Below are 26,607 nucleotides of genomic sequence, written 5' to 3'. Positions count from 1 at the left end.
CCTTAGTAGATGCTGGTGGTGAAATAACCCGAGGTGATTTTCTCGTGGGTCCCATCCGCCAAGATCGCAGCGATCCCTTTGTTTAGCGCTTCAAGAAGTTCGGTGTCACCCTTGCGCACACCGGCACCGACGCCACGGCCCAAGATTGCCGGATCATCCGCGACAGCGCCTTTGATCTCGCAACAGCTGCCATTGTCCGAATTCACAAAATCCGCCATGGCAATGCTGTCCGCCTGAGTAGCATCGATGCGACCCGCGAAAAGGTCTTGGTTGGCCTCATCCTGAGTCTGATAGACTTTCAGCTCTGAATCCTTGAAGTACTCCTGCGCATAGGCCTGGTGGATGGTCGAGGCTTGGATCCCGATGATCTTGCCAGCAAGGGACTCTGCGGTGGGTTCGATGTCCATCGACTTGTCCGCCACAATCACTGCGGGTGTGTTGTAATACGCATCACTGAAGTCGATGGTTTTCAGACGCTCTTCGGTGATCGACATCGACGCCATGATCGCGTCGATCTGCTGGCCGGTCAGCGACGGAATGATACCGTCCCAGGCGACAGGGGTGATTACACAGTCAAGCTCGGCTGCGGCGCAGACGGCATTGATCACCTCGATCTCCCATCCGACCCAATTGCCCGAGCTGTCGGGTGACGCAAATGGGGGATAGGGTTCTGCGGCGATACCGATCTTAACTTGTTCAGCTGCGGCCGCGCCTGCAGTTAGAACGGCTGCGGCTGTTGCTGCAGTCAGAAGTGCTTTCAGTTTCATTAGGAGTCTCCCGGTTGGTTTTATTTGGTGTTTTGATGCTATCCGACGGATCTGAGGAATTGCTTCAGCCGTTCTGATTGTGGATTTCCAAAGAGGTCGGCAGGTGGTCCCTGCTCTTCAATGCGCCCCTGGTAGAGGTAGACGACATGGTTCGCCACTTCACGCGCGAACTTCATCTCATGAGTAACCAATAACATGGTTCGCCCTTCGGCAGCCAGATCACGGATCACCGTCAGCACTTCGCCCACGAGTTCCGGATCCAGTGCGGATGTTGGCTCGTCAAAGAGCATGGCTGAAGGATCAACCGCCAATGCCCGAGCAATAGCGGCCCTCTGCTGTTGGCCCCCGGATAAATATGCTGGGAAGGTGTCCTCTTTGCCGCCCAGGCCAACCCTGACCAGCAATTCGCGCGCGCGTTCGATCGCCTCGGGTTTGGGCTCCTTCAACACATGTACCGGAACCTCGATTACATTCTCAAGAAGAGTGCGGTGGGTCCACAGGTTGAATTGCTGGAACACCATCGCCAGCTTTGTCCGAATGCGCTCTATCTGCTTTTGGCTGGCCGGGCTGCCATCCGCCCGCATGGCCACTTCCTCGCCTCCGATTACGATTTTGCCGGAGGTCGGTGTTTCAAGGAAATTGATGCATCGCAGCATGGTCGACTTGCCAGACCCCGAGCCACCAATGATCGCTACGACATCGCCCTGGTGTGCAGTGAGGTCTACGCCTTTTAGCACCTCGAGATTTCCAAAAGACTTATGCAAGTCTTCAACGCGGATCGCCTCTCGGCGCGTATCCGGTCGTTCAGCGACTGCGTCAGCGGCGGCTGTGTCCATTTTTCTTTGACCCCAACTTTCTGATTGCAGTAAGCCGTGAGCATAGTAATTATGCAAGTGTATAATTACGGCATCCGCAAAAAAGGACCAATCGTGAGCGAAGACCGCAAGAAATTTAAGCGTGAGTCGGCCGAAGCCAGACAGCACGCACTGATTCTCGCGACGCTTGATTTGGTGGCGGAGCAGGGCGTCCGCGGCGCCACAGTGCGGGGAATCGCAGACCGCGCAGATGTAACGCAGGGGCTCATCCGTCATTATTTCAACTCCAAGGAGGAGTTGATCGTCGCGGCGTATGAGCACCACATGAACTCGATGACAGATCAGACATTCGCACCCGCGAGCCAAGTCGAAGCTAGCGCCCAAGCCAAGTTGGCAGCTTTCGTGAAGGCGTCGTTGACGCCCCCGGTTGTCGACCCCCGTGCTATCGCTCTTTGGGCCAGTTTTTTGAACAAAGTTCAGCAGGACCAGCAAATGAAGGCGACCCACGAACGAACATACGGCTATTTTCGGGACCAGCTTGAAGGGTTGATCGCGGCCTCGCTGAAAGAAGCGAACCGCTCGGCATCGCCTGCCCAATTGCGGCAGCTGGCTATCGCTTGCAACGCGGTCATCGACGGTCTGTGGCTGGAAGGCGGCGCCTTGCCCGATGCCTTTGAGCATGGTGAACTGGTTGAAATCGGGCTGCAATCCGTTTCCGCCATTATCGATTTGGATCTAACGCAGGAGAGCGAGCCCCTATGAGGTTGACAGCAATTACTGACCGGCTGGCCGGATTGGGTGGTGGCAAGTGGGAAGTACACTTGAAGGCGCGCGCAATGGTTGAGGCAGGCGCCGATCTGGTGGAAATGACAATCGGCGAGCCGGACGTGCCAACGCCTCCAGAGCTATGCGACGCCGCTGCCGTGGCGTTGAAGTCTGGCCGTACCGGCTATTCCAACGGCCGCGGAGAGGCCGGGCTTTGCGCAGCCTTGGCAGAGTCGTATACCAAAAGCCGCGGCCGGCAGTTTTTGCCGGAGAATTTTCTTTGTTTTCCCGGCACGCAGACCGCGCTTTATACGGTGATGCAAGGCGTCGCCGAAGAAGGTTCGGAAGTGTTGGTCGGTGATCCGATGTATGCCACGTACGAGGGCGTGATCCGCGCATCAGGAGCCGAACCCGTGCCGGTGCCGCTCCGCCCTGAAAACGGTTTTCGGTTGCAGGCCGAAGATATTGCCGAGCGCATCACCCCGCGCAGCCGCGCTATACTTCTGACGACTCCGCATAATCCGACAGGCGCGATCCTGACCGCTGAAGATGTGCGGAAAATTGGCGAACTTGCGATCAAGCACGACCTCTGGATCATCTCGGACGAAGTGTACGAGCATCTGGTGTTTGAAGGAGCAGAATTTGTATCTCCGCTTTCGGACCCGGACCTGGCCGATAGGGTCATCGCCGTGTCGTCGATTTCCAAATCTCACGCAGCCCCTGGCTTCCGCAGCGGTTGGTGCGTTGGCCCAGCCGCGTTCTGTACTGCGTTACTACCGGTCTCGGAAACGATGCTGTTTGGCAACCAGCCCTTTATCGCAGACATGACTGAAAAAGCTGTGCGACACGGATCTTCGGTCGCTGCAGGCATGGCGTCTCGTTTTGCGGCTCGCGCTCGCGTTCTGGAGCGCCGCCTTCATAGTGAAACGCCTCTGACCGTCCACCAACCGGATGCGGGCATGTTTGCGCTGGTCAACGTATCGGGCATTGGAATGGATGGTGACGCCTATGCTTGGGATCTTTTGGAGCATGGCGTTTCAGTGATGCCGGGCTCGGCCTTTGGTGAAAGCCTCAAGGACTGGTTTCGGGTCGCCCTCACCATCGACGACAGCCAATTCGCGACGGCGCTGAACCGCATCGTCGCCCACGCAAACCTCAGCAAACGGAATGTTGCATGACCAAACAAACAGTGGGCGAGGCACTGGTCGCCGAATTGAAGCAACGGGGCGTATCCTGCGTGTTCGGCATTCCCGGCGTGCACACCGTTGAGCTTTATCGCGGGCTTGCCGCCTCGGGCATTCAGCATGTGACCCCAAGGCACGAGCAAGGCGCAGGTTTTATGGCTGACGGCTATGCGCGTGTTTCAGGCAAGCCGGGCGTTGCCTTTGTCATAACAGGACCCGGCCTGACAAATACGCTGACGCCGATGGCGCAGGCCCGGGCGGATTCCGTTCCGATGCTGGTGGTTTCCGGCGTCAACGAGAAGAGCACGCTAAACAAGTTTCTTGGCCACTTGCATGAACTGCCCGACCAACATGCGCTCGCCAAGACTGTCGCGCTGGTGTCCGAACATGTGGACCAGCCCTGTGATCTGATTGCTGCATTGGACCGCACGTTCGCACCCTATTCCGCTGGACGACCAGGCCCCACCCATATCCAAATCCCGCTGGATATAGCGGGACTGGCGGCTGAAAGCGCCCTGGCTTCGAAAGATCATCCCCATCAGGCATTGGACGGCGACTTAGTCCAACAAGCCGTAGCCCGGCTGTCGGCCGCGCGAAAAGTCGTCATCTTGGCCGGTGGCGGAGCGAAAACGACCGGAGAAGATCTACAAACTCTGGCAGAGCGCCTTGATGCGCCTGTCGTGCAAACCGTAAATGCGCGCGGGCTGATGCATGGGCACCCACTGACTATTCCCGCTAGTCCCAGCTTGAAATCTGTCCGAGCATTGATCGAGGATGCTGATTGCGTCCTCGCTTTGGGAACCGAGTTGGGCCCAACGGACTATGACATGTATGCCACCGGAGATATGGCCTCTATGTCAGGGCTCATACGCGTGGATATTTGCCCGGATCAATTGACCCGTCACGAAGCCGCAATAGCCATAGAGGGTCGCACCGATCAGGTTGTTTCGTGGTTGCTGGCTGCATTGCCCGGAAAATCCAACCAGCGAGATGGAATGGACCGCGCTGAAAGAACCCGCGCTGCGGCGTTCGAAGAGATAGGTTCGGACTACCGCGCTCAAGTCGGGATTCTCGCAGCCATGCGCGCTGCTGTCCCGAATGCGCTCATGATCGGAGATTCCACCCAGCCGATTTATGCAGGCAACCTCTACTATGATCACGACCGTCCCGGTGGTTGGTTCAATGCGGCCACCGGATACGGGGCGCTTGGCTACGGCATTCCGGCCGCCATCGGTGCCGCGATTGCCGACCCTGAGGCGTCCGTGATTTGCATCGCCGGGGACGGTGGTGCCCAATTCTCACTGCCCGAGATCATGGCCGCAGTGGACCAAAACCTGCGCATTACCTTTGTTCTTTGGAACAATCATGGCTATGGCGAAATCGCCACGTCCATGGAGGGCGTGGGGGTCGAGGTGATCGGTTGCGACCCAACCCCACCTGACTTTGCGGCCACTGCTGCCTCGTTCGGCATCCCCTACAAACGCGTTCCCCAAGACCCAACAGCTGTTGCCGCTGCACTGGCAGACGCCGATGCCCAAAACGGCCCCTCTATTCTGGAAATTAATGCTGCCGGGCGTCGCCCGGATCAGGAGTGACTATGCGAAACCCGACCTTTGAATTTACCCGTGCCATAACGCGCAAGCCTGCCTCGACCATCGCAGACGGCTTGCGTGCCGAGGATATCGGCAATCCCAGCCTCGAAGGTATGCTGGCTGCGCATTCGGCCTATGTCAGCGCGCTGCGAAGCACCGGAGCGGAAATTATCGAGCTTGACCCGCTGGAAGCGTACCCGGACGCACAGTTCGTCGAGGACACCGCGCTGTGCCTGCCGCAAGGTGCTATCCTGATGCGACCGGGCGCGCCCTCGCGCCTGGGTGAGGTGGCAGAAATATCGTCGACGATCCGTGCCTGCTACGACGACGTCCGCCAGATCAAAGGCCCCGGCCATGTCGAAGGAGGTGATATCCTGGTGACCGGAATGGAAATTCTGGTCGGCCGCTCGGATCGAACCGACGCTGCAGGCGTAGCCGAGCTGACGGATATTGCCAATGAGTGGGGCCATGCTGTGCGCGAGGTGTTCACGCCTGAAGGCGTGTTGCATTTCAAGACCGATTGTTCGCTGATGGATGCCGAAACCATCCTGTCAACCAAGCGCTTGGATGCGTCCGGATGTTTTGAAGGCTACCGGGTTCTGCATGTTGCCGACGGCGAAGAAGCGGCCGCCAATGCAATTCGTTTTAACAATCTGGTGCTCATGGCGGCCGGTTTCCCCCGCACTGCAGATGTTTTGGACAAGGCAGGGTATGAGGTCGTCCAAATCGACAACACCGATTGCGCCAAGTTGGATGGCGGCATGTCATGCCTGTCTCTGAGATTCTGATCGCAAAAAAGCCTTCGTGCATGGGGAAAGAGTTCGCTTAGGTCAGACCACAATGGGGCCGCTTTCTATTGTAGGGTCTCCTCCATTGTTCGATGAGAATTTGAGCTTAGCGTAGGCTGTATATGACTTTTCGGAAACGTTCAGTTGGTTGCCTACATAGCTACTGCAGGTCCGACGACGAATGGGTCTCAGAAGTGTCCCTAAATCGCTTCCGTCAGGATTCGTTTGTCCAACGGCACATCAGAATTCGCGCGTCTCAGCCGCTTCAGTTTTTCAACTGGTCTACATTCATTCCGCCGTACTTTTTTCGCCAGCAGTACTAGGGGCTATGGCGCAAAATTTTGAAGTGGTTATAGACAGTCTATCGCTGGTCACACTTATCCTGCCATCGAGTAATTTTCTAAAAGCCCGAATTCGTAGACTCAGAGTATCGGCTTTTGTGGATCATGTTGGATGTATCGCAAACTCGGGGCTTTAGTTGAAAAGCATGCACTGTCGAGATTTCGTGACATCCGTTAGACTGCGAGCAGGAGGGTTCCATGCAGCGCCGACTCGCCGCGATCATGGCTGCCGATGTCGTTGGGTATTCGTCGTTGATGGGCAGCGACGAGGCAGGGGTATTGTCCGCTCTCAAAACTCTGCGTTCAGAGGTTTTTGATCCCGCAATTGCAAGACATCACGGGCGCCTCTTCAAGGTGATGGGGGATGGTGCTCTTGTCGAGTTTGCTTCGGTTGTCGATGCCGTAAACTGTGGCGTCGAGATCCAGCAGACAATGGCTGAGGCTGCTCCGGCCCTCGACAACGGGTCGCGGTTGCAACTTCGGATCGGTATAAACCTTGGTGATGTCATGATCGCTGATGGGGACCTCTATGGTGACGGGGTGAATGTTGCCTCCCGCATTGAAGGTTTGGCGGATCCAGGCGGCGTCGCGATTTCTGAGAGTGTCGCACGACAGGCAATGGGCAAGGTGGATGCCGGATTTGAGGATCTCGGTCTGAAGAACCTGAAGAACATCTATGAACCGGTTCGAGTTTTCCGCGTCATGCCCGACAGAGCGCAGGCATTCAAACGGCGATCTAAAAAAATTCCATTGATGACCGGAGCATCGGTGCTGGTTGGTTTGGGGCTTGTCGGCTTAATTGCGTGGTGGATTGATTCCGGTGACCAGCCGCCCGATGCCATGACCTTTGATGAAGCTGCTCTGTTGACAGAGCCAACGGGTCCGACCGTTGCGGTTCTGCCATTTCAAAACCTTAGCAATACGGACGCCCGCGATTTATTGGCTGTTGGCATTGGCGAAGACATCATCGTTGAGCTAGGGAGCTACCAGGACCTCAACGTACTGTCCCGTCAATCCACCCATTCCGTTGGACCGGACGAAAGTGACCGGCGTAGTATCCGGCAGAAGTTCGGCGCGGACTATGTGCTGGAAGGTTCTGTACGGCAGGTTGCAGATCGTCTGCGCGTGACAGCGCGACTGATAGACACAAACTCGGGGTTCCAGGTCTGGTCGGAAGCGTATGACGAAAGCCTCACGACTTTAAATATTCTGGACGTTCAGCTGAGCATCACCGAAAAAGTGGCCTCGGCTGTGGGTGACGCGGGCGGAGCAATCAAGCGCATTCACGCAGGTCATGCGCGCGCGAAACCTCCGGAACATCTCTCGTCTTATGAATGTTCCCTGCTGCGCGTTGGTTTCCTGAACCGACGGAATGTGCAAGAGCGCGTCCGCGGCTGTATCCTGCGGGTTGTCGAAGACGAACCTGAGTATTGGCGCGGGTGGGCGCAATTGGCCGAGGCACTGCTAACGGATGTGAAGCTTTTCACCGGGCTGTATCCAGGGACACAGGATGAGAAAATCCAACGCGCGGAAGAGGCGGCTCGGAACGCGGTGTCGCTGAACCCGCTTTCCGCCCGCGCTCACTTCCTTCTGTCGCTTGTGCTTCAGATTCAACGCGATCTCGACGGGTTCTTCTCGTCTGCTGAAACGGCGCTGACATTGGGGACAGATCGGTATCTGCAAGGGCAGATCGGCTATGAGTTCATTTGGTCCGGGCGTCTGGATTTGGGGGCTGCGCTCGTCGAAAATGCAATCGCGCTAGACCCAAATGCAGCAGACCCAAACTGGTATCAGGCGCTGGCCGAGTATCATTTCCTGAACGGGGATTATGAAACAGCGCTGAGCACTTATCGCAAGGGGGCACAGCCGGACATTTGGTGGTCGGTCTCAATCGAAGTCGCAATTCTGGCTGAACTGGGTCCGCGCGACGCCGCCATTGCCGCACGGGACAGGCTGAACAAAATCCGTCCGGGTATAAAAATTGCTGACGTTGTCTGGATGTATCGGCGCTTTGCGCGCCCGGATGAACACATCCTGCCTTTCGTCGAAGCCTACAGAGCTGTGGACATGCCCGAGGGGCGGTTTGCCCCGCTTCAGGATAGTGCAGGCTGACCGACAGGGCGCGGTACGGCACAGAATAGTGCCAAGTCTGGCACCGATTTTTATTCGGGCACGCCCGCCTTTTGCAAACTTGCCAACCAGATCCGTCGGTTTTCGGGGTGGTTTTTTGATCCTGCGAATTGCCTGCGCATCGCTGAGATTGACAGCTTGGGGTTGATCTCAAGCGCATTGTTAACGGCCTCTTGGGCTTCGTCTTGTCTGCCCATCTCTGCAAGAGTGGCCGCGCTCAACAGGTGGTGAAACAGCCGCCAAGTATTGCTTGTTGCCACCGCGCCCAACTGCCGGGCTGCGTCAAGCGCTTCTTCGTAGCGATCCAGATGAAACAGTATGTGCCCTTGGTAGAAGTACATGTTTTGCAGCATCGGATCGCGTGGACTTAGCCGGATTGCCATCTCTATCTCGGGCAGGGCGTGGTCCTGCATGCGGAACCAGTCATAAGTATGCGCCAATTCCAGCCGTATACGCGCATCATTGGGATTGAGCGCGACAGCGCGCTCGAGATTTGCGATGGCTGGATCGGCCTCTCCGGTAAATCGGTAAATATAACCAAGAGCCGCATGTGCCTGCGCGTCCTGATCGTCCAGTTCAATTGCCCGTTTGGCCGCCTCAGTCGCGGCAATCAACGTGTCCTGAGGCGTATCTGACCACTGAAAGAAGAATATCGTTCCCAGCGCGCGGGCCAACAGGCTGTGCGCTGCCGCGAATTCCGGGTCCGCAGCGATGGCGGATTGTGCAAACGTCACCGCGTCCTGCTGTGCCTCTTGCGAAAACACGGCCTGCCGCGCCCGACCGCGTAAATATAGGTCCCATGCACCCATGTCCTCGGTCGGTTTTTCCTGCGATCGTTCTTCGCCGGACTGATATATCTCAGGCAATAACTGGCCCACGATAGCCCGGCTGATCTCGTCCTGAACGTCAAAGACATCCGTTACCTGACGATCAAAAACCTCGGCCCAGATGGTTTCGGCGCTGTCGACATCAATGAGTTCTCCGCTGATGCGCATCTGACCATCGGAGCGGCGGACACTGCCGCGGACTACATAGCCAACCCCAAGGTCGCGTGCGATTTCGATCGGGGTTGCCTGATCCCTAGCGTACGAGAACATCGTCGCGCTGGATACAACGAAGAGTTCCCGGTTACGCGACAGATGCGCGATCAGGTCGTCGGTGAGACCATCGACGAAATACTGACCCGTTCTTTCGTCCCCGATATTGTCAAACTGCACAACGGCCAAAGAGGGTTTCCCGGTGTCCGGCAATCGCTGCCGGTCAGCAAATATGGAGAGCGACAGCATAGCGATTGCCAAAGCCAACAGAACGCCCGCAACAAGAACGCCGCGTTTGGGCGCGTGGGAAGTGCGCTCCGGCGGCTCATCCGATGTAACCGGGGCCACAAATTGGAACCCGCGCTTTGGAAAGGTCTTGATGTAGTCTGAGCTTGCCGCAGTATCGCCCAAGGCTTTGCGCGCGGATCGAATGCGCGTGTTCAGCGCGGCATCCGTGATCGCTGCGCCGCCCCAAATCTCGTCAATGATCTCTTGCTTGCTAACAATCCTGTCCCGGTTCCTGACGAGAAATTCCAGCAATTGCAGGGCCTGAGGTTCCAAAGCAACCGGTTCGCCACTGCGGTTCAATCCCTGTGTCGGATCAAGTTGGAACTCTAAGAAACGGTACATACTGAAACCTACACTCCGCCATGTCCTTGGCTCAACGAAGTTTGCGGATTGTCAGATGAATGTCAGAAAAAATCAGCTTCCGATCAAGCACGGCGCGTTCTTCGGGGATAGCGTTTTCAGGGGTTAGCGCTCCGTAGCATTCCCTAAAGCAACAAGGAGACAAGACATGGTACAACTAAAAACACTTTGCATAACGGCCGCGTTCGCTCTGGCGGGCAGCACTGCATTCGCTGAAACGGATCTTGAGGCGGCATTGAATAGCGGCGCCGAACGCCTCAACGCCGATCAGATCGCAGAGCTATTGATCGGAAACACTGTCACAGCCACATCCGGAGAGAAGAGATTTCGCTTTTTTTATGACCCGAACAATGTCGTGGGCGGAGAGCTTGCGAACGGTGGCTGGAGCGGTGCCGGCGCATTTGCCATCACCGATACAGATAAGGTTTGTGTTTCCATGGCCGCTGACAATGGGCGCTATCGCTGTATGACAGTGCTGCGTGTCGGGGACTCAATCCAGAAGTTCAACGCCGATGGAAAGAGAACTTTCGAGCTGCACAGCTTTGTACCCTCTACCGGCCTCTGAGCTTTCATCTCAAACTGGTTCCGACCCTGGACTTGCCGTTTTTCTGATTGAGGAAAAATGGCAGCCACGAGTATAGCGACCCTATTCTACAAGTGCGGTGAATGCCCGCATTCAACGGATATGGTTTATCATAGTTCGAACACCTCAAGCGTCAGCTTTGGGCCTAAATCTGCTTGCGGAGTGCAAATATTTGTTTCGGCAGGTTTGCCCATTGCTTTGGGTTCTCAAACCATTCGGTCATACTTGCTAGGACTGAGCATCCCAATGTCCGATTAGAACTCTTGGGATGGACGGCTAAAACCTACTGTGATCCTATGCTGTCGCAGTTCATGGGCAGTCAATGCGATCAGCTTCTTATATTGTAGGTATTTTAGTAGCCATTGCCTCCAGCATTGGACTTTATTTGGTTTCTTACCAATACTTCGTTTCGGAGGAGCTTTCGAAAGCTCAGGGCCGGCTCTCTCTCTACCAAAGCTCGGTGAACAGCGAACTCGAACGATTTTCCCACCTTACATATGTGCTGTCACAAGACTCCTTTGTAATTGGAACAGCCGAAGGCGATGGCACCGGAACCTTAAATCGACGCCTCGAGGATTTTGCAGAGCAGGCCGGTCTGGATGCGATCTACCTGATGGACGAAGACGGGATCACGATTTCCGCATCGAACTACCGCGACAAAGGGAGCTTTGTTGGCCAAAACTACGCTTTCCGCCCGTATTTCCAAAGCGCCATTTCCGGGGAACAAGGCCGTTTTTACGCGATCGGGGCAACAACTGGCCTGCCAGGATACTTCATCGCCAATGCAGTGCTGAACGACCGAGGAGCTTCAACTGGTGTCATAGCGATTAAGATCGATTTCTCTGATCTTCAGAACAGTTGGAAAAACTCGGGTGAACAAGTTTTCTTGGCCAATGAAGACGGCGTCGTTCTGCTGTCTTCGAACGCGGATTGGCAATATCGTGCGTTGACGCCATTGTCGGAACCACAGCGAGAGCGAATTCGAGATGCCAGGCAGTTTCCGGGGCGAGACTTAGATGCGTTGGATTGGGTTGAGTTGCCGGGAGACCAGGCCAGAATTGCGGGGACGAAGCGCCTGCATCTTGCAGCTAAGGATCTACCCCATGGCTGGTCGCTTCACTACTTTGCGAGTGACGATCAGGCCGTAGCGCGCAGTTGGCTTGTAACTGCAATTTTTGTCCTTTTGGCGGGGCTCACGTTTATCTTCTTCCAGATACAACGCGCGAGACGCGTAAGCGCGGCCTTGGCGCTGTCCGAAGAAGAAGAAGCAAAACTGCGCGAGGCGAATGAAAGGCTTGCAATCGAAATCGACGACCGCAAGACAGCCGAGCGGAGCCTCAAACGCACCCAGGGCGAGTTGGAGCGCGCAAGCCGACTGGCGGCCCTAGGGCAACTCTCCGCGTCTGTCACGCATGAGCTGGGCCAGCCCATCGCTGCGATGCGCAATCACTTGGTGGCAGCAGAGATCTCATCTCCCGGTGAAGTCAAGCTACCGCAAAAAATCGGAAGCCTTGTAGACAGGATGGAAGGGATCACGCGCCAATTGCGGTTCTTTGCACGGTCAGAGAATGAGGCGTTCGAAGACGTAGACTTATGTACTTCGGTCAATACCGCTTTGGCTCTGGTTGCGCCAAACATCGAGCAGGGCAGGGTGAAAATCTCAGTTGATGCGCCGACCGGTCCGGTATTTATCCGGGGCAGTGCCCTGCGGATCGAACAGGTCATCACCAATCTTTTGCGCAATGCCATAGATGCAACAGATGAAGCGGATGCGCCTGAAATCCAAATCTCTATCACGGCTTCTGATGGTGTGGCAGTGTTGGAAATTCAGGACAACGGTCACGGATTGGGCGAGGCAACGCTGGCTGAGTTGCAAGAGCCATTTGTAACCACAAAAGAGAGCGGGCGAGGCATGGGCTTAGGACTGGCGATTTCCACCAGCATTGTCAAAGATCACGATGGCACAATGACGGCCCGAAACCGCGATAGCGGAGGAACAATTTTCCGCGTCACCTTCCCGATTGCCTCAGCTACTGAAGAAACGGACGAATGACCCAGCAGCAACCCTTCAAAGTACTGGTCGTTGATGATGACAAATCGATGCGACAATCCCTGGTTGAGTTGCTCGAAGCCGCAGGCTGGATTGTTAGTGCCCTGTCGCGCGCGACCCAGGTGACAGAACATCTGGCTGGCACCTCGCCTGATGTCATTCTGTCCGATGTGCGTATGCCCGGTATGTCGGGGCTTGAATTACTGGCCAGTCTGGACAGGCATGTGGCGCCTCCGGTGGTCTTGATTTCGGCGCACGGTGACATCCCGATGGCGGTTCAGGCCATACAGGAAGGGGCGTATGGGTTTATCGAAAAGCCATATGAACCTAGGCGATTGTTGACTGTGCTGAGGCATGCGGCTGAGCAAAACCGCATGCGGAAAAGCAATGCCCGCCTCAAAGACAGACTTTTCAAATTGTCAGGCCTTGACCGTATCCTGCTGGGCCAAACAGACGCCATTGTAGACTTGCGACAAGAGGTACTTGATCTTGCCGATACGTCGGTTGCGGTTTTGTTGCAGGGGGATACCGGCACCGGAAAAGAGCTGGTTGCCCATGCTTTACATGATTTGGGCCGCTCGCCGGAGGCACCGTTTCTGGCGCTGAATTGCGCCGCATTGTCCTCCGAAACATTTGAAGCGGAAATGTTCGGCGTTGCGGGTGAATCCGATGGCAGGCTGGTGGCGGCATCGGGTGGGACCTTGTTTCTGGATGAAATCTGCTCGTGCCCACCAGCGGTGCAAGCCAAGCTACTAAGGGTCATAGAAGATCAACAGGTGCTGCAGGTGGGTGCTGTGTCGCCGGCGCCGCTAAGTTTCAGGGTCGTGTCAGCAACCAACGAAGACGTTGTACTGGCCGCCGAGGAAGGCCGCCTGCGTCAGGACCTATTGTTTCGACTAAATACTGTCGTCCTGACTTTACCTCCGCTACGGCAAAGACGGGATGATCTGGTTCTGCTGGCGACGCATTTCTTGAGCGAATACGCGCAGGTTTATGAGATTGACGCGCCAGAGCTTGATCAGGACGATTTGGCCGCTCTGCTTGCCCATGACTGGCCCGGCAATGTGCGTGAGTTGCGCCATGTCTGCGAACGGCGCATTTTAGCGGCGCGACGTGGAGGAGGGTCGATGGCGCAGGCTATACACAGCGATCAACACTTTGACGAAGTACCGGATACACTGCGCGAAGCGGTTGCTGCTTTTGAGCGCGAGCTCATTGGCAAAGCTATCAAGGCACATAAAGGCCGCATGGATGCCGCCGCCGAAGCGCTAGGGATTGGCCGCCGGACGCTTAATGAAAAGATCGTCAAACTAGGTCTCGATAAAGAGGCGCTGTTGTAAGCGAAACCACTCTGCGGATATCCGCAGGGGAACAGTGATTTCTCGCGCGTTTTCCTTCATAGGCAGGCTGCTGCGCATTCTGAATACTCCACCCAAGCGAATTGCGTGATCTGGGAGGAGCCATTATGCGCAAACATCTTAACCGGGCGGCCATTGCCGCCCTGTCACTGACCGTTGCATCCGAAGCGCTGGCTGTCGAATGGAACGTTTCCCTGTGGGGCAAGCGTCGTGCCTTTACCGAACACGTCGAGAAACTTGCCGAATTGGTGAGCGAAAAGACGGACGGTGAGTTCACACTCAACATCAGCTATGGCGGTTTGTCGAAGAACAAAGAAAACCTCGATGGGATTTCGATCGGTGCGTTTGAAATGGCCCAATTCTGCGCAGGCTATCACCGCGACAAGAACCCCTCGATCACTGTCTTGGAACTGCCGTTTCTGGGCGTGACATCCCTTGAACAAGAAGTTGATCTGTCGATGGCCGTTTATCAACATCCGGCCGTTGTTGAGGATCTGGCCCGCTGGGACGCGACTCTGCTGATGCCCTCGCCGCTGCCGCAGTACAACCTTGTTGGTGTTGGTGAAGCTCCGAAATCTCTAACCGATTTTGAAGGTCTGAGCGTAAGGGCGACAGGTGGCATCGGTAAAGCGATGGAGACGGTTGGGGCCGTCCCGACCTCGATGTCTGCGTCCGAAGTGCGCCAGGCAATGGATAGTGGCATTGTCAAAGCGGTCAGCTTTGCGCCACACGCGCATATGTCCTTCGGCACCATTGAAAACGGCACGTGGTGGACGACGAACCTCAACCCCGGCACCGTCAACTGCCCTGTCGTGGTGAACACGCTGGCGCTGGAAGATTTATCTGACGAACACCGCAAAGCGCTGTTGGGATCGGTGGAAGAGGCACTGGATCATTACGTGAGCCACTACCAGACCAAAACGATGGAAGCGTGGGGTCCTGAGTTGGATCAACGCGGCATCGAACGGGTCACTTTCAGCGATGAAGAAATCGCAGCGTTCAAAGAAGCCGCTGCCGCCCCCGCGGCCGAGGCTTGGATTGCAGAAAACACCGAGCGCGGCCTGCCAGCACAAGAGCTTTATGACCTTGTGACTGGCAAGATCGCAAACGGCAGCTAATCCACTCACAACCCGGCGTCGGCCAAGCTGGCGTCGGGTGCCTTTTTCCCTGACTGCGGAGTACAACGATGGCCGGGTCATCCCAGGTGCTGTCTGACGACAGCCGTCTCAGCATTCTCGATCAACGTCTCTACAAACTGGAGAGCTTTCTGGCTCTGATCAGCGGTCTTGCAGTGTTCTCGCTGATGGTCATGGCCGTGGTCTCCGTTGGTGGCCGGAATTTCGCCAATGCGCCGCTTCCCGGTTACGTGGACTGGATCGAGCAGGCCATGCCGTTGATCGCCTTCATGGGGATTTCCTATGCGCAGCGTGATGGCGGTCATATCCGAATGGACATGGTTGTTGGAGCGCTCAGAGGCCGGACGCTCTATATCGTTGAGTTCATCACAACCGCTGTCATTCTGGCGCTGATCGTCTTGCTGATCTGGGGGAGCTGGGCGCATTTCGCACGCAGCTTTGACTTTGGCGCTCCACTCTGGAGCCGCGACAGCTCCATCGACATCGGTATCCCGCTGTGGCCGGCCAAGCTGTTGGCACCCGTCGCCTTTAGCGTGCTTTGCCTAAGGCTTGCTCTACAGCTTTGGGCCTACGGTCGTGCAATCCGTCACCCCGATCAGGCACCGATTGCCGTCCCGCTGATAGCCGATGCAGCCACCCAAGCTGCAATGGAAGCCGAGCACGTCTCGGGCCACGACAACTGAGGTTAAATCTGATGGAACCCATTGATATTGGTCTGATCGTCTCGGGCGGTATGCTTGTTCTTGTGGTACTGGGGATGCGCGTGGCCTTCGCCGCCGCGACAGCTGGCATGGTTGGTCTGATCTGGATCTTCTGGGCCAAGTTTGGGTATGACCCGGCGCGGTTCGGTAAGGCTGTGACTGTGGCCGTCAAAACAGCGGGGCAGGTGCCGCACTCCAAGATTTCAAGCCAGGCGTTGAGCCTTATCCCGACCTTCATCCTGATTGGCTACCTCGCCTACTACGCAGGCCTGACCAAAGCCTTGTTCGAAGCCGCGAAACGTTGGCTTGCATGGGTCCCCGGCGGGCTGGCGGTTTCGACCGTTTTTGCAACCGCCGGGTTTGCGGCGGTATCCGGGGCCTCGGTCGCCACTTCCGCTGTGTTCGCCCGTATTGCCATCCCCGAAATGCTGAAGATCGGTTACGACAAGCGTTTTGCTGCAGGTGTCGTCGCTGCGGGCGGTACACTCGCCTCGCTGATTCCACCTTCGGCCATTCTGGTCATCTATGCGATTATCGTCGAGCAAGACGTGGGCAAACTGCTGTTGGCCGGATTCATACCGGGCATGTTCTCGGCTGTAATTTATGGCTTGCTGATCATCGGCATGGCCGTCGTGATCAAAGGATTTGGCCCCGCAGTCACCGGATTTACATGGAAAGAACGTTTCCTCTCGTTGCCGCCCGCATTGCCCATCGTGATTGTTGTCGTCACCATCATCTTCTTTGTCTACAACCCGTTCGGCGGCGATGCCTGGGGCACGCCAACCGAAGGCGGCGCAATTGGAGCATTTGTGGTGTTCCTGATGGCGCTGTACCGGGGCATGCGCTGGACCGAACTCAAAGACGCACTTTTGGAAACCGCCAAGCTGAGCGTCATGATTTTCACGATCATCTGGGGCGTTTTGGTTTACGTTCGTTTTCTTGGTTTTGCCGAGTTGCCAAGTGCATTCTCCGACTGGATCACCTCGCTAGAAATGTCTCCGATGCTGATCCTGATCTGTATTCTTCTGGCTTACGCGGTGCTGGGTATGTTCATGGATGCGATAGGTATGCTGCTGCTGACGTTGCCGGTCGTGTACCCTGCTGTCATGGCTCTGAACGGTGGTGAGACCGTAAGTGCAGCCGAGAGCACCTTCGGTATGTCCGGGCCCATGTGTGCCATCTGGTTTGGCATTCTGGTTGTCAAAATGGCCGAGTTTTGCCTGATCACCCCACCTATCGGGCTGAATTGCTTTGTGGTGGCTGGTGTGCGGGATGACCTAAGCGTGCAGGATGTCTTTAAGGGTGTAACGCCTTTCTTTCTGGCGGATGCTGCGACCATAGCGATGCTCGTTGCTTTCCCTGCTATCGTTCTATGGCTTCCAGGACAGGTTTGAACCACATGGGATGATTTTGGAGCGCGGTTTGCCAGTGCGGTTAAGACCTGCATCAATCAGCTGCGTGGCAGAATTCATGACATTTGCTCAATGTCCGGTTTTGGTCGTCCTCGCAGGGACCGCTAGCGCCACGGTGGATCGATGCTGCGGATGACCAAATGACGTGAGAGAGCCCTTATGACGCCTTACGAGTTAGATAGTCTGGAAAAATGATGAAACTTGATTGGCAAACTGCCGGAGACGTTACTAGAAACACAAAGTCACTTGAGTTGTGGCACGAAAAGCAAAAGCACATCGCAGATGTGATAAGAGACGACGATACAAATCACCTGAAAATAAATACTTACGGGAACGAAATTGATCTAACGGTTCTTCAGGATGTTATTGAGTTGGCTCTAGACCAACTTGGTGCTTTTGAGGACGGCACGCCGCTGACTGAGGCAACTCTGTTCCAAAAGGTCGTACCCTAGAGAAAATTAGCTTTTTCTGCACTACTGCCATTGCGCTAGCTAGGAAAGCCTCAACAATCGACACAGTGCGCCAAATGTCTGCTAAGAGGCCCAAACACTCAGTTCTTTAGAGCATCGGCTCCAGAATAGAATCGCTTCAAGCACAAATTGTTAAACGCGATGAAGTGCGAGCCAAATCAAAAAACCAATGTACAAAAAAACAGATACGTTCAAAACCGTATCGACGATCGAACCTGTCATTTGGTGACCTCTTTTGAAAGCGACTTGAGGAGACAGACCACAAGAATTGGTACGATGAAAACAAACGCAATGGCCGAGAGTGCGATAATAGATCTGACAAGTGAAACATCGTTTACGAGGATCATAGCTAGCCCTAGTGCGCCGAGCACCATCCCCCAGATGGTTCGAACGCTCGGCGAGGGGTTTTCGTCTCCGCCTGTTCCAATCATTGCAAGTGTGAAGCCTGCGCTAACGACGCTCGTTACAACAAAGAGGAAAGCGGCAGTGATCGTTGCGATCTGCGTGACATACTTCAATGGAAATTGTTGCAAGAGAGCGAATGTCGTCGCATCAAGGCTCTTTTCGTTGACCTCAAGAAGTTGACCACTGCCATCCAAAACATCAAAAAAACCTACACCGCCGAGCACTCCAAACCAGAAAATCGAAAAAAGAGTGGGCGCAATTATGACCCCGGCCAGAAACTCGCGTATTGTGCGCCCCCGAGAAATGCGTGCAATGAAAATGCCTACAAATGGAGACCACGCAAGCCACCAGATCATGTAGTTGAGCGTCCAGTCCTGAAACCAGGTGGAAATGCTCTGATCAAAAAACTCAGTTGTCGAAAATCCGGCAGGTATGACGTTGTAAACATAACGTCCAAAACCCGAGACGATCGAATTCATCACAAAAGACGTGGGACCGGCGACAAGCAAAAAAACTAAAAGACTGATCGCAATCGCCATGGCCAAATTGGACAGTTTTGACATTCCTTCTCCTAGATCACGTCTCAGAGGAACAAGGAAAGCAACGCACATGGCGGCAAAAATAATTGCTGTCAGATAAGGAGAATTTGGTATTCCAAGAACTCCAGCCAGTCCTGTTTGAATTTGAAACACACCCATGGCCAACGAACCCGCTAGGCCAACGGCTATGGCGACGACCGATAAGAAATCGAACAACCATGCCAACCCGCGGGTCCAAGTTTTCTCGCCGTACACGTCCAGCAACGGAGCGCTTAGCAGCAACGAACGTTCACGTCGAAACGCAAAATAGGCAACTATCAGTGCAACGACGCCATAGATGGCCCAGGCGTGGAACCCCCAGTTCAAATAGGTGACGAACATGGCGAGCCTTGCGGCTTCTGGATCAGAAGAAATATCGCGTATTACCGAAAAGTGGGTGAGCGGCTCTGATACGCCAAAAAACAGAAGGCCTACACCCATACCTGCGGCGAAAAGCATTGCAATCCAAGCTTTAGTCGAAAACTCGGGCTCTGAACCTTCGGGTCCAATTCGGATAGAGCCGTACTTGGAAACTGCAAGATAAATTGCCAGCAACAAAAGTGCGCTGGCTTCGAGCATAATGAACCAGCCTCGGCTTTCGAACTGGATGGTGACAATTCTTGAGGAGACGGAACCCAAGCTTTGCGGGTCGACAACACCCCATAGAGCAATACAGCTGCTGACGAAGAGAGCCGAAACCAAAAGCGCATTGACTTTCATAAATTACCCAATCGAAGAAGAATGGCTTCGCTTAATCGTAGCAGCGATCATCCAGCTCTAATAGCTGGAAACTTCTCTTTTCGGATTGGAACAGTTAGCCGTTTTGTCCCGCTTTACGGTCGTTCGGCTCATGTAGACCAGCCAATTCCATCCGATGACGGTTTTGAGCTCAAAGGCGACAGGGACATAGATGTTGAGCGCCGCGTTCGTCGTTGAGGGCGAGAAGCTGGCTTTCGCTGCAATCGCAAATACGCACTTTGATTTTGACTGGTTTTGGGTTCCGAGCGGAACTAGAAACTGCTCATCGGGCTATGGGAAGCTTAAGCGAAATGCTCGCGCCTCTTTCGACTTGGTTGATTTCGACCATTCCTTCGTGGCGTTGCGCCACTGCAGAGACGATTGACAACCCCAAACCGCTGCCCTCGGAATGTTCTAACTGAGAAAATCGATTGAATGCTTCTTCGCTTTGGTTTGGCGAAAGGCCAGCCCCGTCATCGGCCACCGTTAGCTTGACGTATTTGCCGTCACTCCGCAGCACAACTGAGATTTGGCTCAACTTTGAGCCACCGTGTTTGACTGCGTTGTCCAACAGGTTCTTTAGAGCCTCAATCAGAAAGATACGGTCGCCGAGTACCGTGACCGCCGTCTCAGGCATCGTGACATCAAATTCGATACCCTTTGCGAGGATGTGAACGCCCATTTCCGCGCAGGCCTCTTCCACGACCGAGCGGAAGTCAATTTTATCCATTTGGTCTTGGTGCGTCGGCTGCCTAAGCCTCTCAAGTGACAACAGCTGTTCGGCCACTGTTGCTGAGTTTTTTGCTGCCGCAACAAGTTCTGTGATGCGTTTTTCTCGGTCGTCATCCGTTTGCGCGTCCTGCAACGCTTCGGCCATTGACTGCACGGCCGCCGCCGGATTTCTCAGCTGATGTGCAGCTTCGGATATAAACACTTGATGGGCGTTGATACTATTTTCCACCTGTCCAAAAAGTCGGTTCAGGGTTCTGACAACTCCTTGAACTTCGATCGGGACGGGGCGCTTGATCTCACTGAGGTCATCTGGTGAACGCAAGTCAATAGCGTCCTGCAAATCCAACAAGGGCCTCAGACCACGCGCGACGCCGAACCATACCACAATTGCGAGAGTGGCCAGCAGAATTCCCATGAGGATTCCCGCGCGGATTGACAGTTCATTTGCGAAAGCGTTGCGATCCGCCATACGTTGCCAGACTGTAACTGTCGCATCTCCGATGAGATTTTCTATGGTTACTCTTTCCGTCATCTTGAGAACGCGCACTGGTTCTTGGCGGTAGAGCGCTTCGAAAAACTGCGGCTTGTAAACCTCTTGAGCAGACGGGTTGGTGGCTGCCGGAGGGTATGCATAGCCTGTCACATAGATGCCACCGGGCCCCGTTACGTGGTAAAAAATCTCTCCGCCCGACGCGTCACGGATCATGCTGCGTGTCGTTGGTGACAGCGCGTCACCCCCCGAAATCGCAACATCTCGCGATATGGCGAGGCCAGCAGACAAGAGGCTGTCGTCGAACAATTCCTGAGCCGTTTTCTGCGCAATCATAAAACGCCAAAGACCAAGCAGAGCGGCAATTAGCACCAAGGGGGTTAGGATAAGAATGAAAAGTCTTAACCTGAGCGAGCCGTGATTGATCACTTCTGCACCTCAAGCAGATATCCCAGACCACGGGCTGTCTTAATTCTAATGCCCAAATCTTGAAGGCGTTTTCTCAGCCGAGATACATGGGGCTCAACGGCCGAGGCCTCGACATCGGCACCGACGCCATAGACATAATCAGTAAGTTGGCTTTTGGGAACAATTCTGCCCCTGCGCTCTAACAGGCATTCAAGAACCGCGATTTCCCGCCGCGGAATATCCATAACTTTGCCCTGCACACTCACCTGGCGGGCAGCGCGGTCGAATTCCAGGCCACCAATGCTCTCCTTTGCGCCGTAGTCGAGATCTTTGCGTCGAGAAAGCGCTCGGATGCGTGCTTCCAGCTCGTCCATTTCGAACGGCTTAACCAGGTAATCATCGGCGCCCATATCCAACCCCGAAACCCGGTCGCTTGTTTCGGCACGTGCCGTAAGCAAGATCACTGGTACGCCGTCACCACGATTGCGAAGAGATTTCAGGATCTCCAGTCCTGACTGCCCGGGCAAATTGATATCCAGAACAACCAAGTCGGCACCCTCTTGCGCAAGATACAAGTCAGCCTCGTCGCCATCCGTAAGCACTTCTGCCGCATGACCGCGGTCACGCAGACGATAAGCAACAGCGTTGGCGAGGGTCTCGTTGTCTTCGACGATGACGATCCGCATCGAGTCTCCTGCAAGTTTCGCGCAAGGTTGGCGCTCCATGATTGCCAGATGGGAGGGGGAATCAACCCCACAGTTCTATTTGCGATCACGGTGGCGCAGAGGGCGCTAGCGTGGTTGTCTGGTCAACAGGGAGGAACCAATGACCATTTCCAACTTCACCCGTCGCGCCGTCGTGGGGCTGATCGCCGCCGCCGGTATCGCCGCACCTGCCGCTGCCGAGGTCGATTTCTCGGGCAAGACCGTTGAATGGGTCATCCCGTTCTCGGAAACGGGCGGGTCTGCCAAATGGGCCAATTTCTTTGCGCCGCTTCTGTCCGAAGCACTACCGGGTCAACCGACTGTTGTCGTGAAGTTCATGCCCGGCGCCGGATCGACCAAGGGCGCAAACTGGTTCCAAGAGCAGAGCCATGACGATGGTACGCTGCTGTTTGGCACCTCCGGTTCAACTCAATTCCCGTATCTGCTGAGCGATCCGCGCGTGCGCTACGAGTACAACGACTGGATCCCGGTTATGGCATCGGGAACCGGTGGTGTTGCCTATCTGAACGCCGAGGATGGAGCAAAGTTTGATGGCTCTGCGAACGCGCTGAAAGATACCAACTTCATCTATGGTTCGCAGGGCGCGACACGTCTTGACCTCGTGCCGCTGCTGGCTTGGCAAATGCTGGGTATGAATGTCGAGCCTGTCTTTGGCATCAAAGGCCGTGGCGATGGTCGTCTGATGTTCGAACGCGGTGAAGCCAACATCGACTATCAGACCTCGTCCGGCTACCTGGGTGGTTCGGCTCCGCTGGTTGAATCCGGTCAGGCTGTGCCGATGATGACCTGGGGTGCTCTGGATGCAGATGGCAATATCGTCCGTGACCCGACCTTCCCGGACATCCCGACATTCAAGGAAGTATGCGAAGCCACCAATGGCTGTGAAACCAGCGGTGAGGCGTGGGATGCGTGGAAAGCGTTTTTTGTAGCCGGTTTCCCGGTTCAAAAGTTGGCCTTCCTGCCGGGTGATACACCTCAGGAAGTGGTCGACGCATACACCGCCGCATTCCAGGCAGTAACCGAGCGCGGCGACTTTGCCGAAATCTCGTCAAAGCGCGTGGGCAAGTACCCGGTGTTCGTAGGCGACGGCTCTAAGGCGGCGCTGCAAACCGCAACAAATGTCGACGACAACGCCAAAGCTTACGTTCTGAACTGGCTCAAAGAAGCCTATGGTGTCGAGCTGAACTAAGCCCAGACACCACCGCGCGTGCCCCAATGTCGGGCGCGCGCTTTTCCAAACACAAGACAGTATATGAAAGGCGGCCGCTATGGAGGTTTTCGCCACAGCTCTTCCTGCGCTCAGTGATGCGTGGGGTCTGATCCTGCAACCTATTGTTCTGGGTTATCTTATTCTCGGTGTCGTCATGGGACTGGCCGTAGGTGTTTTCCCTGGGCTTGGCGGTATTGCTGGTCTGTCCTTGCTGCTGCCTTTCATGTTCGGCATGGACCCTATCCTCGGGTTGGCGTTGATGATCGGGATGGTTGCCGTTGTTCCGACCTCTGACACCTTTGCGTCGGTTCTTATGGGCATCCCCGGCAGTTCCGCCTCACAGGCGACGGTGCTGGATGGCTTCCCGATGGCGAAAAAGGGCGAGGCCGCGCGGGCATTGTCAGCGGCCTTTGCGTCATCGCTGTTTGGCGGTTTGGTCGGCGCGACTTTTCTGACCATGTTCATCCTGATCGCGCGGCCAATCGTTCTGGCATTCGGCCTGCCCGAGATGCTGATGATCACTATACTTGGTCTTTCCATGGTCGCCATTCTCGCCGGACGTATCCCGCTAAAAGGCGTTGCCGCCGCTGGGCTGGGCCTGATGGTTGGCACGATTGGCGAGGCGGATGCAGGCGGCTCACTTCGTATGGCCACTTATGACATTCCTTACCTGACCGACGGTCTGAAATTGGTCATCGTCGGCTTGGGTATCTTTGCGGTGCCGGAAATCGTCTCGCTGCTGCGTCAAGACCGATCCATTGCAAAGGGCGCTTCGCTGGGAGCGGGTTGGTTTGATGGCGTCAAAGACTGGGCTGCGAACATTTGGCTGTCGGTCCGCTGTTCGATTATTGGCGTGGTTGTCGGTGTCATTCCCGGCCTTGGGGGTTCGGTTGTTGACTGGATCGCTTATGGCCACTCTGTTCAATCGACCAAAGACAAAAGCAACTTCGGCAAGGGCGAAGTGCGTGGCGTCATCGGGCCGGAAAGCTCGAACAACGCCAAGGAGGGCGGGGGGCTGGTCCCGACGCTGCTGTTTGGCATCCCCGGTTCGGGTTCGATGGCGATCTTTATCGGCGCAGTTGCGCTGTTGGGATCCGGCGATATCGAGGTTGGTCCGAGCATGCTCAAGGATAATCTCGACATCACCTATTCGATTGTCTGGTTGCTGGCACTTGCCAACGTCGTGGGCACCATCCTGTGTATCGCTGCCTCGGGTGGCATCGCCAAACTAACGACGATCCGCTTCACCTATCTGGCGCCGTTTCTGTTCATGCTGATCAGCTTTGCGGCATTCCAATCCGGTCAGAATTTCGAAGACCTTCTGGCCCTGTTTGTCATCGGCCTGATCGGCATCTTCCTGCGCCGTTTCGACTGGTCACGCCCGGCCTTCCTGATTGGATTCGTGTTGTCCAACCCGGTTGAGAAGTTCACCAACCAGGCGTTCCAGATTGCCTCTTTCCGCTTCCGCAAAAGCTTTGGCGAAGGCATGGAGTACGTCTTCAGCCCGATCGTCATCGTCCTGATCGTGGTCACCGTGGTTTCGGTTATACTTGGCATTCGTCAAGCTAAGATGATCATGGCCGAGGGTGAGGTTAAATCCGGCAGCAAGCGCGCGCCGCTGATCTTCCTGCTGGTGATTATGGCCTATCTGATCGTGGCGTTGATCAATGCCAACATGATCCCTGACTACAACATGACTGACAAGATCATCCCGCTTGTGATCGGTAGCGTGTCGCTGTTCTGCTGCGTCATCCTGCTAATCCAGATGATGCGGCGGCCCGAGGGTGACGCGATCTTTGCTGACAAGGAACTCGCCGGCGAGGATGCAAGTGCGCCGCACGGACTTTGGTCAACGCTCGCGTGGTTTGCAGGTCTGATCGCGGCCACTTGGGTTGTTGGGTTCATCCTCGCCCTGATCGGGTTCCTGATCGCATTCTTCCGCATTCGCGCCGGGTCCAGCTGGCAGATGACGCTGCTCCTAACGGCCTGCGGCATCGGTTTCATGTGCTTCATGGCTGGCGCTTTGAACCGGGATTTCCCGCCGGGTCTGCTGCAAGACATGGTGAACCTGCCATGGCCGCTCAAGTAGGCGCTCAATGTCTGCCCGGCCTGCCTATCTGGCAACCGGGCAGCACTGAAATCAGAAATTTCAACGGTTTGTAAAGGAGGGTTCGCAATGACCCAGACAGCAATCCCATATGTTTTCATGCGCGGCGGCACTTCCCGAGGGCCTTATTTCCGACGCTCTGATCTGCCTGAAGATAGGGACAAGCTGGTTGATGTGCTGGTCGCTGCCCTCGGGGCTGGGCAAGCGCTCAATATCGACGGGATCGGTGGCGGCAACGCGGTGACGACCAAGGTGGCGATGCTGTCAGTCAGCGAGGACGACTGGGCCGATATCGACTATTTCTTCGCGCAAGTTTCTGTTGAAGAAAAGCTGGTCGATTTCAAACCCACCTGCGGAAACATCCTCTCAGGAGTTGGTCCCGCTGCGATCGAAATGGGATTGTTTCAGCCCAACGGCGATGAGACCGAAATCCGCATTCGCGCCGTCAATACAGGCGCCCGCGTCGTTGCCAAAGTGCTGACCCCAGGAGGTGAGTTGGCCTACGAGGGTGACGCGGAAATCGCCGGAGTTCCCGGTCATTCTGCACCGGTGAAACTGAGTTTCATGGGCGTTGTGGGCTCGGCAACAGGTGCATTTCTGCCCACGGGAAATTTGCGCGATACAGTGCAGGGGATCGAACTGACGTGCATGGATGTCGCTATGCCGATGGCGATAGCCCGAGCGGAGGATTTCGGACTGACAGGATATGAAAGCGCCGAAGAGCTGGATGCCAACCGTGCTTTCTTTGATCGGATGGAGACCGTGCGGATCGAAGCCGGGGAACGGATGGGTATGGGGGATGTATCGAAATCGGTGACTCCCAAATTCGGTCTGATGGCCCCCGCCAGAGAGGGTGGAACCCTTGCGGTTCGGTACTTCATGCCATGGAAAACCCACCCAACAATGGCCGTTACGGGTGCGCAATGCATGGCGTCTTGCGCTTTGACGCCCGGAACCGTCGCAGACGGGTTGCTTGATCGCCCGGCTTCAAGCCCGGCTGACGTTGTGTTGGAGCACGCCTCAGGCAAGATCGACGTTCTGGTGGATTTCTCAAACGACGAGGAGTTCAACGTGAATGCCGCCGGTCTGGTGAGAACAGCGCGCAAATTGGCGGATGGGCATGTTTATATACCGGAATCTGTGTGGAGCAGCAGTTGAAAAGGCGAACCTCAAAAGGTATACTACGGTATACATAAAGAGGATGTTCCGATGGATGACTATTCTGAATGCCTTGGTATCGCGCGTCAGGAACTCAGGCTGGCGCATTCGGCTCTGCGGAGGGATATTGCGGACTACCCGACACCGATTGCCGGGTGTGATGAGCAATTCAACCATTTGCTGGATCAGCGCGAACGTGTTCGCAACGCGCTAGAAGCGCTCGACACACGTCATTTTGTGCCGACGCCAAGAAAACTGAGCACCGAGTAGGGTATAGAG

At 55.5% G+C, this 26,607-nt stretch carries 22 protein-coding genes and 1 pseudogene; 16 read left to right on the top strand and 7 right to left on the bottom strand.

The window, feature by feature from the left end:
- Positions 1-2 precede the first annotated feature (2 nt).
- Both ACR3FB_RS20900 and ACR3FB_RS20895 read right to left on the bottom strand, forming a co-directional pair.
- Positions 3-767, bottom strand: a complete 765-nt coding sequence (locus tag ACR3FB_RS20900) for a transporter substrate-binding domain-containing protein (RefSeq protein WP_170380295.1) — start codon at positions 765-767, stop codon at positions 3-5.
- Between the two features lie 38 nt (positions 768-805).
- On the bottom strand, positions 806-1,603 hold the full coding sequence (locus ACR3FB_RS20895) for an ABC transporter ATP-binding protein (protein WP_480566874.1): 798 nt from the start codon (positions 1,601-1,603) through the stop codon (positions 806-808).
- A gap of 93 nt (positions 1,604-1,696) precedes the next feature.
- On the opposite strand from ACR3FB_RS20895, the gene ACR3FB_RS20890 reads away from it, so the two are divergent.
- The 4 genes from ACR3FB_RS20890 to ACR3FB_RS20875 are packed head-to-tail and all read left to right on the top strand — an operon-like array spanning position 1,697 to position 5,911.
- Complete coding sequence (locus ACR3FB_RS20890; protein ID WP_480566873.1) at positions 1,697-2,344, top strand: TetR/AcrR family transcriptional regulator; 648 nt, start codon at positions 1,697-1,699, stop codon at positions 2,342-2,344.
- Positions 2,341-3,525, top strand: coding sequence for a pyridoxal phosphate-dependent aminotransferase (locus tag ACR3FB_RS20885; protein ID WP_480566872.1), 1,185 nt, complete (start codon positions 2,341-2,343; stop codon positions 3,523-3,525). The genes ACR3FB_RS20890 and ACR3FB_RS20885 overlap by 4 nt, the downstream gene beginning before the upstream one ends.
- On the top strand, positions 3,522-5,126 hold the full coding sequence (locus ACR3FB_RS20880) for a 5-guanidino-2-oxopentanoate decarboxylase (RefSeq protein ID WP_425085479.1): 1,605 nt from the start codon (positions 3,522-3,524) through the stop codon (positions 5,124-5,126). The genes ACR3FB_RS20885 and ACR3FB_RS20880 overlap by 4 nt, the downstream gene beginning before the upstream one ends.
- A gap of 2 nt (positions 5,127-5,128) precedes the next feature.
- Positions 5,129-5,911, top strand: coding sequence for an arginine deiminase family protein (locus tag ACR3FB_RS20875; protein ID WP_480566871.1), 783 nt, complete (start codon positions 5,129-5,131; stop codon positions 5,909-5,911).
- 37 nt (positions 5,912-5,948) lie between these two features.
- On the opposite strand, the pseudogene ACR3FB_RS20870 reads toward ACR3FB_RS20875, so the two are convergent.
- Positions 5,949-6,068 (bottom strand): annotated as a pseudogene (locus ACR3FB_RS20870) (integrase core domain-containing protein); the annotation flags it as partial.
- A gap of 382 nt (positions 6,069-6,450) precedes the next feature.
- Between ACR3FB_RS20870 and ACR3FB_RS20865 the strand changes: the two are divergent.
- Complete coding sequence (locus tag ACR3FB_RS20865; protein WP_425085481.1) at positions 6,451-8,364, top strand: adenylate/guanylate cyclase domain-containing protein; 1,914 nt, start codon at positions 6,451-6,453, stop codon at positions 8,362-8,364.
- A 50-nt stretch (positions 8,365-8,414) separates the two neighbouring features.
- Here ACR3FB_RS20865 and ACR3FB_RS20860 read toward each other — a convergent pair whose 3' ends face one another.
- Positions 8,415-10,049: a winged helix-turn-helix domain-containing tetratricopeptide repeat protein gene (locus ACR3FB_RS20860; RefSeq protein WP_480566870.1), complete on the bottom strand. Its 1,635-nt coding sequence runs from the start codon at positions 10,047-10,049 to the stop codon at positions 8,415-8,417.
- Between the two features lie 166 nt (positions 10,050-10,215).
- Here ACR3FB_RS20860 and ACR3FB_RS20855 point away from each other — a divergent pair, with 166 nt between their 5' ends.
- The 7 genes from ACR3FB_RS20855 (at position 10,216) to ACR3FB_RS20825 (ending at position 17,759) form a co-directional block, all read left to right on the top strand.
- Positions 10,216-10,632, top strand: a complete 417-nt coding sequence (locus ACR3FB_RS20855) for a hypothetical protein (RefSeq protein WP_480566868.1) — start codon at positions 10,216-10,218, stop codon at positions 10,630-10,632.
- A gap of 340 nt (positions 10,633-10,972) precedes the next feature.
- The gene (locus ACR3FB_RS20850) at positions 10,973-12,703 is read left to right on the top strand and encodes a sensor histidine kinase (protein ID WP_480566867.1); all 1,731 of its coding nucleotides are present in this window, start codon (positions 10,973-10,975) and stop codon (positions 12,701-12,703) included.
- The gene (locus ACR3FB_RS20845; protein WP_480566865.1) at positions 12,700-14,040 is read left to right on the top strand and encodes a sigma-54-dependent transcriptional regulator; all 1,341 of its coding nucleotides are present in this window, start codon (positions 12,700-12,702) and stop codon (positions 14,038-14,040) included. Before ACR3FB_RS20850 ends, ACR3FB_RS20845 begins: the two co-directional genes overlap by 4 nt.
- Before the next feature lie 125 nt (positions 14,041-14,165).
- Complete coding sequence (dctP, locus tag ACR3FB_RS20840) at positions 14,166-15,176, top strand: TRAP transporter substrate-binding protein DctP (RefSeq protein WP_480566863.1); 1,011 nt, start codon at positions 14,166-14,168, stop codon at positions 15,174-15,176.
- Positions 15,177-15,244: 68 nt separating this feature from the next.
- Entirely contained in the window at positions 15,245-15,877 is a 633-nt protein-coding gene (locus ACR3FB_RS20835; protein WP_170640035.1) for a TRAP transporter small permease, read from the top strand.
- 11 nt (positions 15,878-15,888) lie between these two features.
- The gene (locus ACR3FB_RS20830; RefSeq protein ID WP_480566861.1) at positions 15,889-17,289 is read left to right on the top strand and encodes a TRAP transporter large permease; all 1,401 of its coding nucleotides are present in this window, start codon (positions 15,889-15,891) and stop codon (positions 17,287-17,289) included.
- A 212-nt stretch (positions 17,290-17,501) separates the two neighbouring features.
- Positions 17,502-17,759 (top strand): hypothetical protein, encoded by a 258-nt coding sequence (locus tag ACR3FB_RS20825; protein ID WP_425085489.1) that lies wholly within the window; start codon positions 17,502-17,504, stop codon positions 17,757-17,759.
- A 236-nt stretch (positions 17,760-17,995) separates the two neighbouring features.
- Here the strand turns inward: ACR3FB_RS20825 and ACR3FB_RS20820 are convergent, their stop codons facing one another.
- The 3 genes from ACR3FB_RS20820 to ACR3FB_RS20810 form a co-directional block, all read right to left on the bottom strand.
- Positions 17,996-19,480 (bottom strand): BCCT family transporter, encoded by a 1,485-nt coding sequence (locus ACR3FB_RS20820; protein WP_480566859.1) that lies wholly within the window; start codon positions 19,478-19,480, stop codon positions 17,996-17,998.
- A gap of 301 nt (positions 19,481-19,781) precedes the next feature.
- On the bottom strand, positions 19,782-21,149 hold the full coding sequence (locus tag ACR3FB_RS20815) for a sensor histidine kinase (RefSeq protein WP_480566857.1): 1,368 nt from the start codon (positions 21,147-21,149) through the stop codon (positions 19,782-19,784).
- The gene (locus ACR3FB_RS20810; protein ID WP_170555744.1) at positions 21,146-21,814 is read right to left on the bottom strand and encodes a response regulator transcription factor; all 669 of its coding nucleotides are present in this window, start codon (positions 21,812-21,814) and stop codon (positions 21,146-21,148) included. Before ACR3FB_RS20810 ends, ACR3FB_RS20815 begins: the two co-directional genes overlap by 4 nt.
- Positions 21,815-21,953: 139 nt before the next feature.
- Between ACR3FB_RS20810 and ACR3FB_RS20805 the strand changes: the two genes are divergently transcribed.
- The 4 genes from ACR3FB_RS20805 (at position 21,954) to ACR3FB_RS20790 (ending at position 26,598) form a co-directional block, all read left to right on the top strand.
- Positions 21,954-23,042: a tricarboxylate transporter gene (locus ACR3FB_RS20805; RefSeq protein ID WP_480566855.1), complete on the top strand. Its 1,089-nt coding sequence runs from the start codon at positions 21,954-21,956 to the stop codon at positions 23,040-23,042.
- A gap of 79 nt (positions 23,043-23,121) precedes the next feature.
- Positions 23,122-25,152 (top strand): tripartite tricarboxylate transporter permease, encoded by a 2,031-nt coding sequence (locus tag ACR3FB_RS20800; RefSeq protein WP_170659840.1) that lies wholly within the window; start codon positions 23,122-23,124, stop codon positions 25,150-25,152.
- Between the two features lie 87 nt (positions 25,153-25,239).
- Positions 25,240-26,328 (top strand): 4-oxalomesaconate tautomerase, encoded by a 1,089-nt coding sequence (locus ACR3FB_RS20795; RefSeq protein ID WP_480566854.1) that lies wholly within the window; start codon positions 25,240-25,242, stop codon positions 26,326-26,328.
- Between the two features lie 51 nt (positions 26,329-26,379).
- Positions 26,380-26,598, top strand: coding sequence for a hypothetical protein (locus ACR3FB_RS20790; protein WP_480566852.1), 219 nt, complete (start codon positions 26,380-26,382; stop codon positions 26,596-26,598).
- Positions 26,599-26,607: the final 9 nt, after the last annotated feature.

It is taken from the genome of Ruegeria sp. AO1, assembly GCF_056535985.1.
The sequence above is the reverse complement of the archived record's forward strand: the minus strand, read 5'-3'. Positions and strand labels throughout refer to the sequence as shown.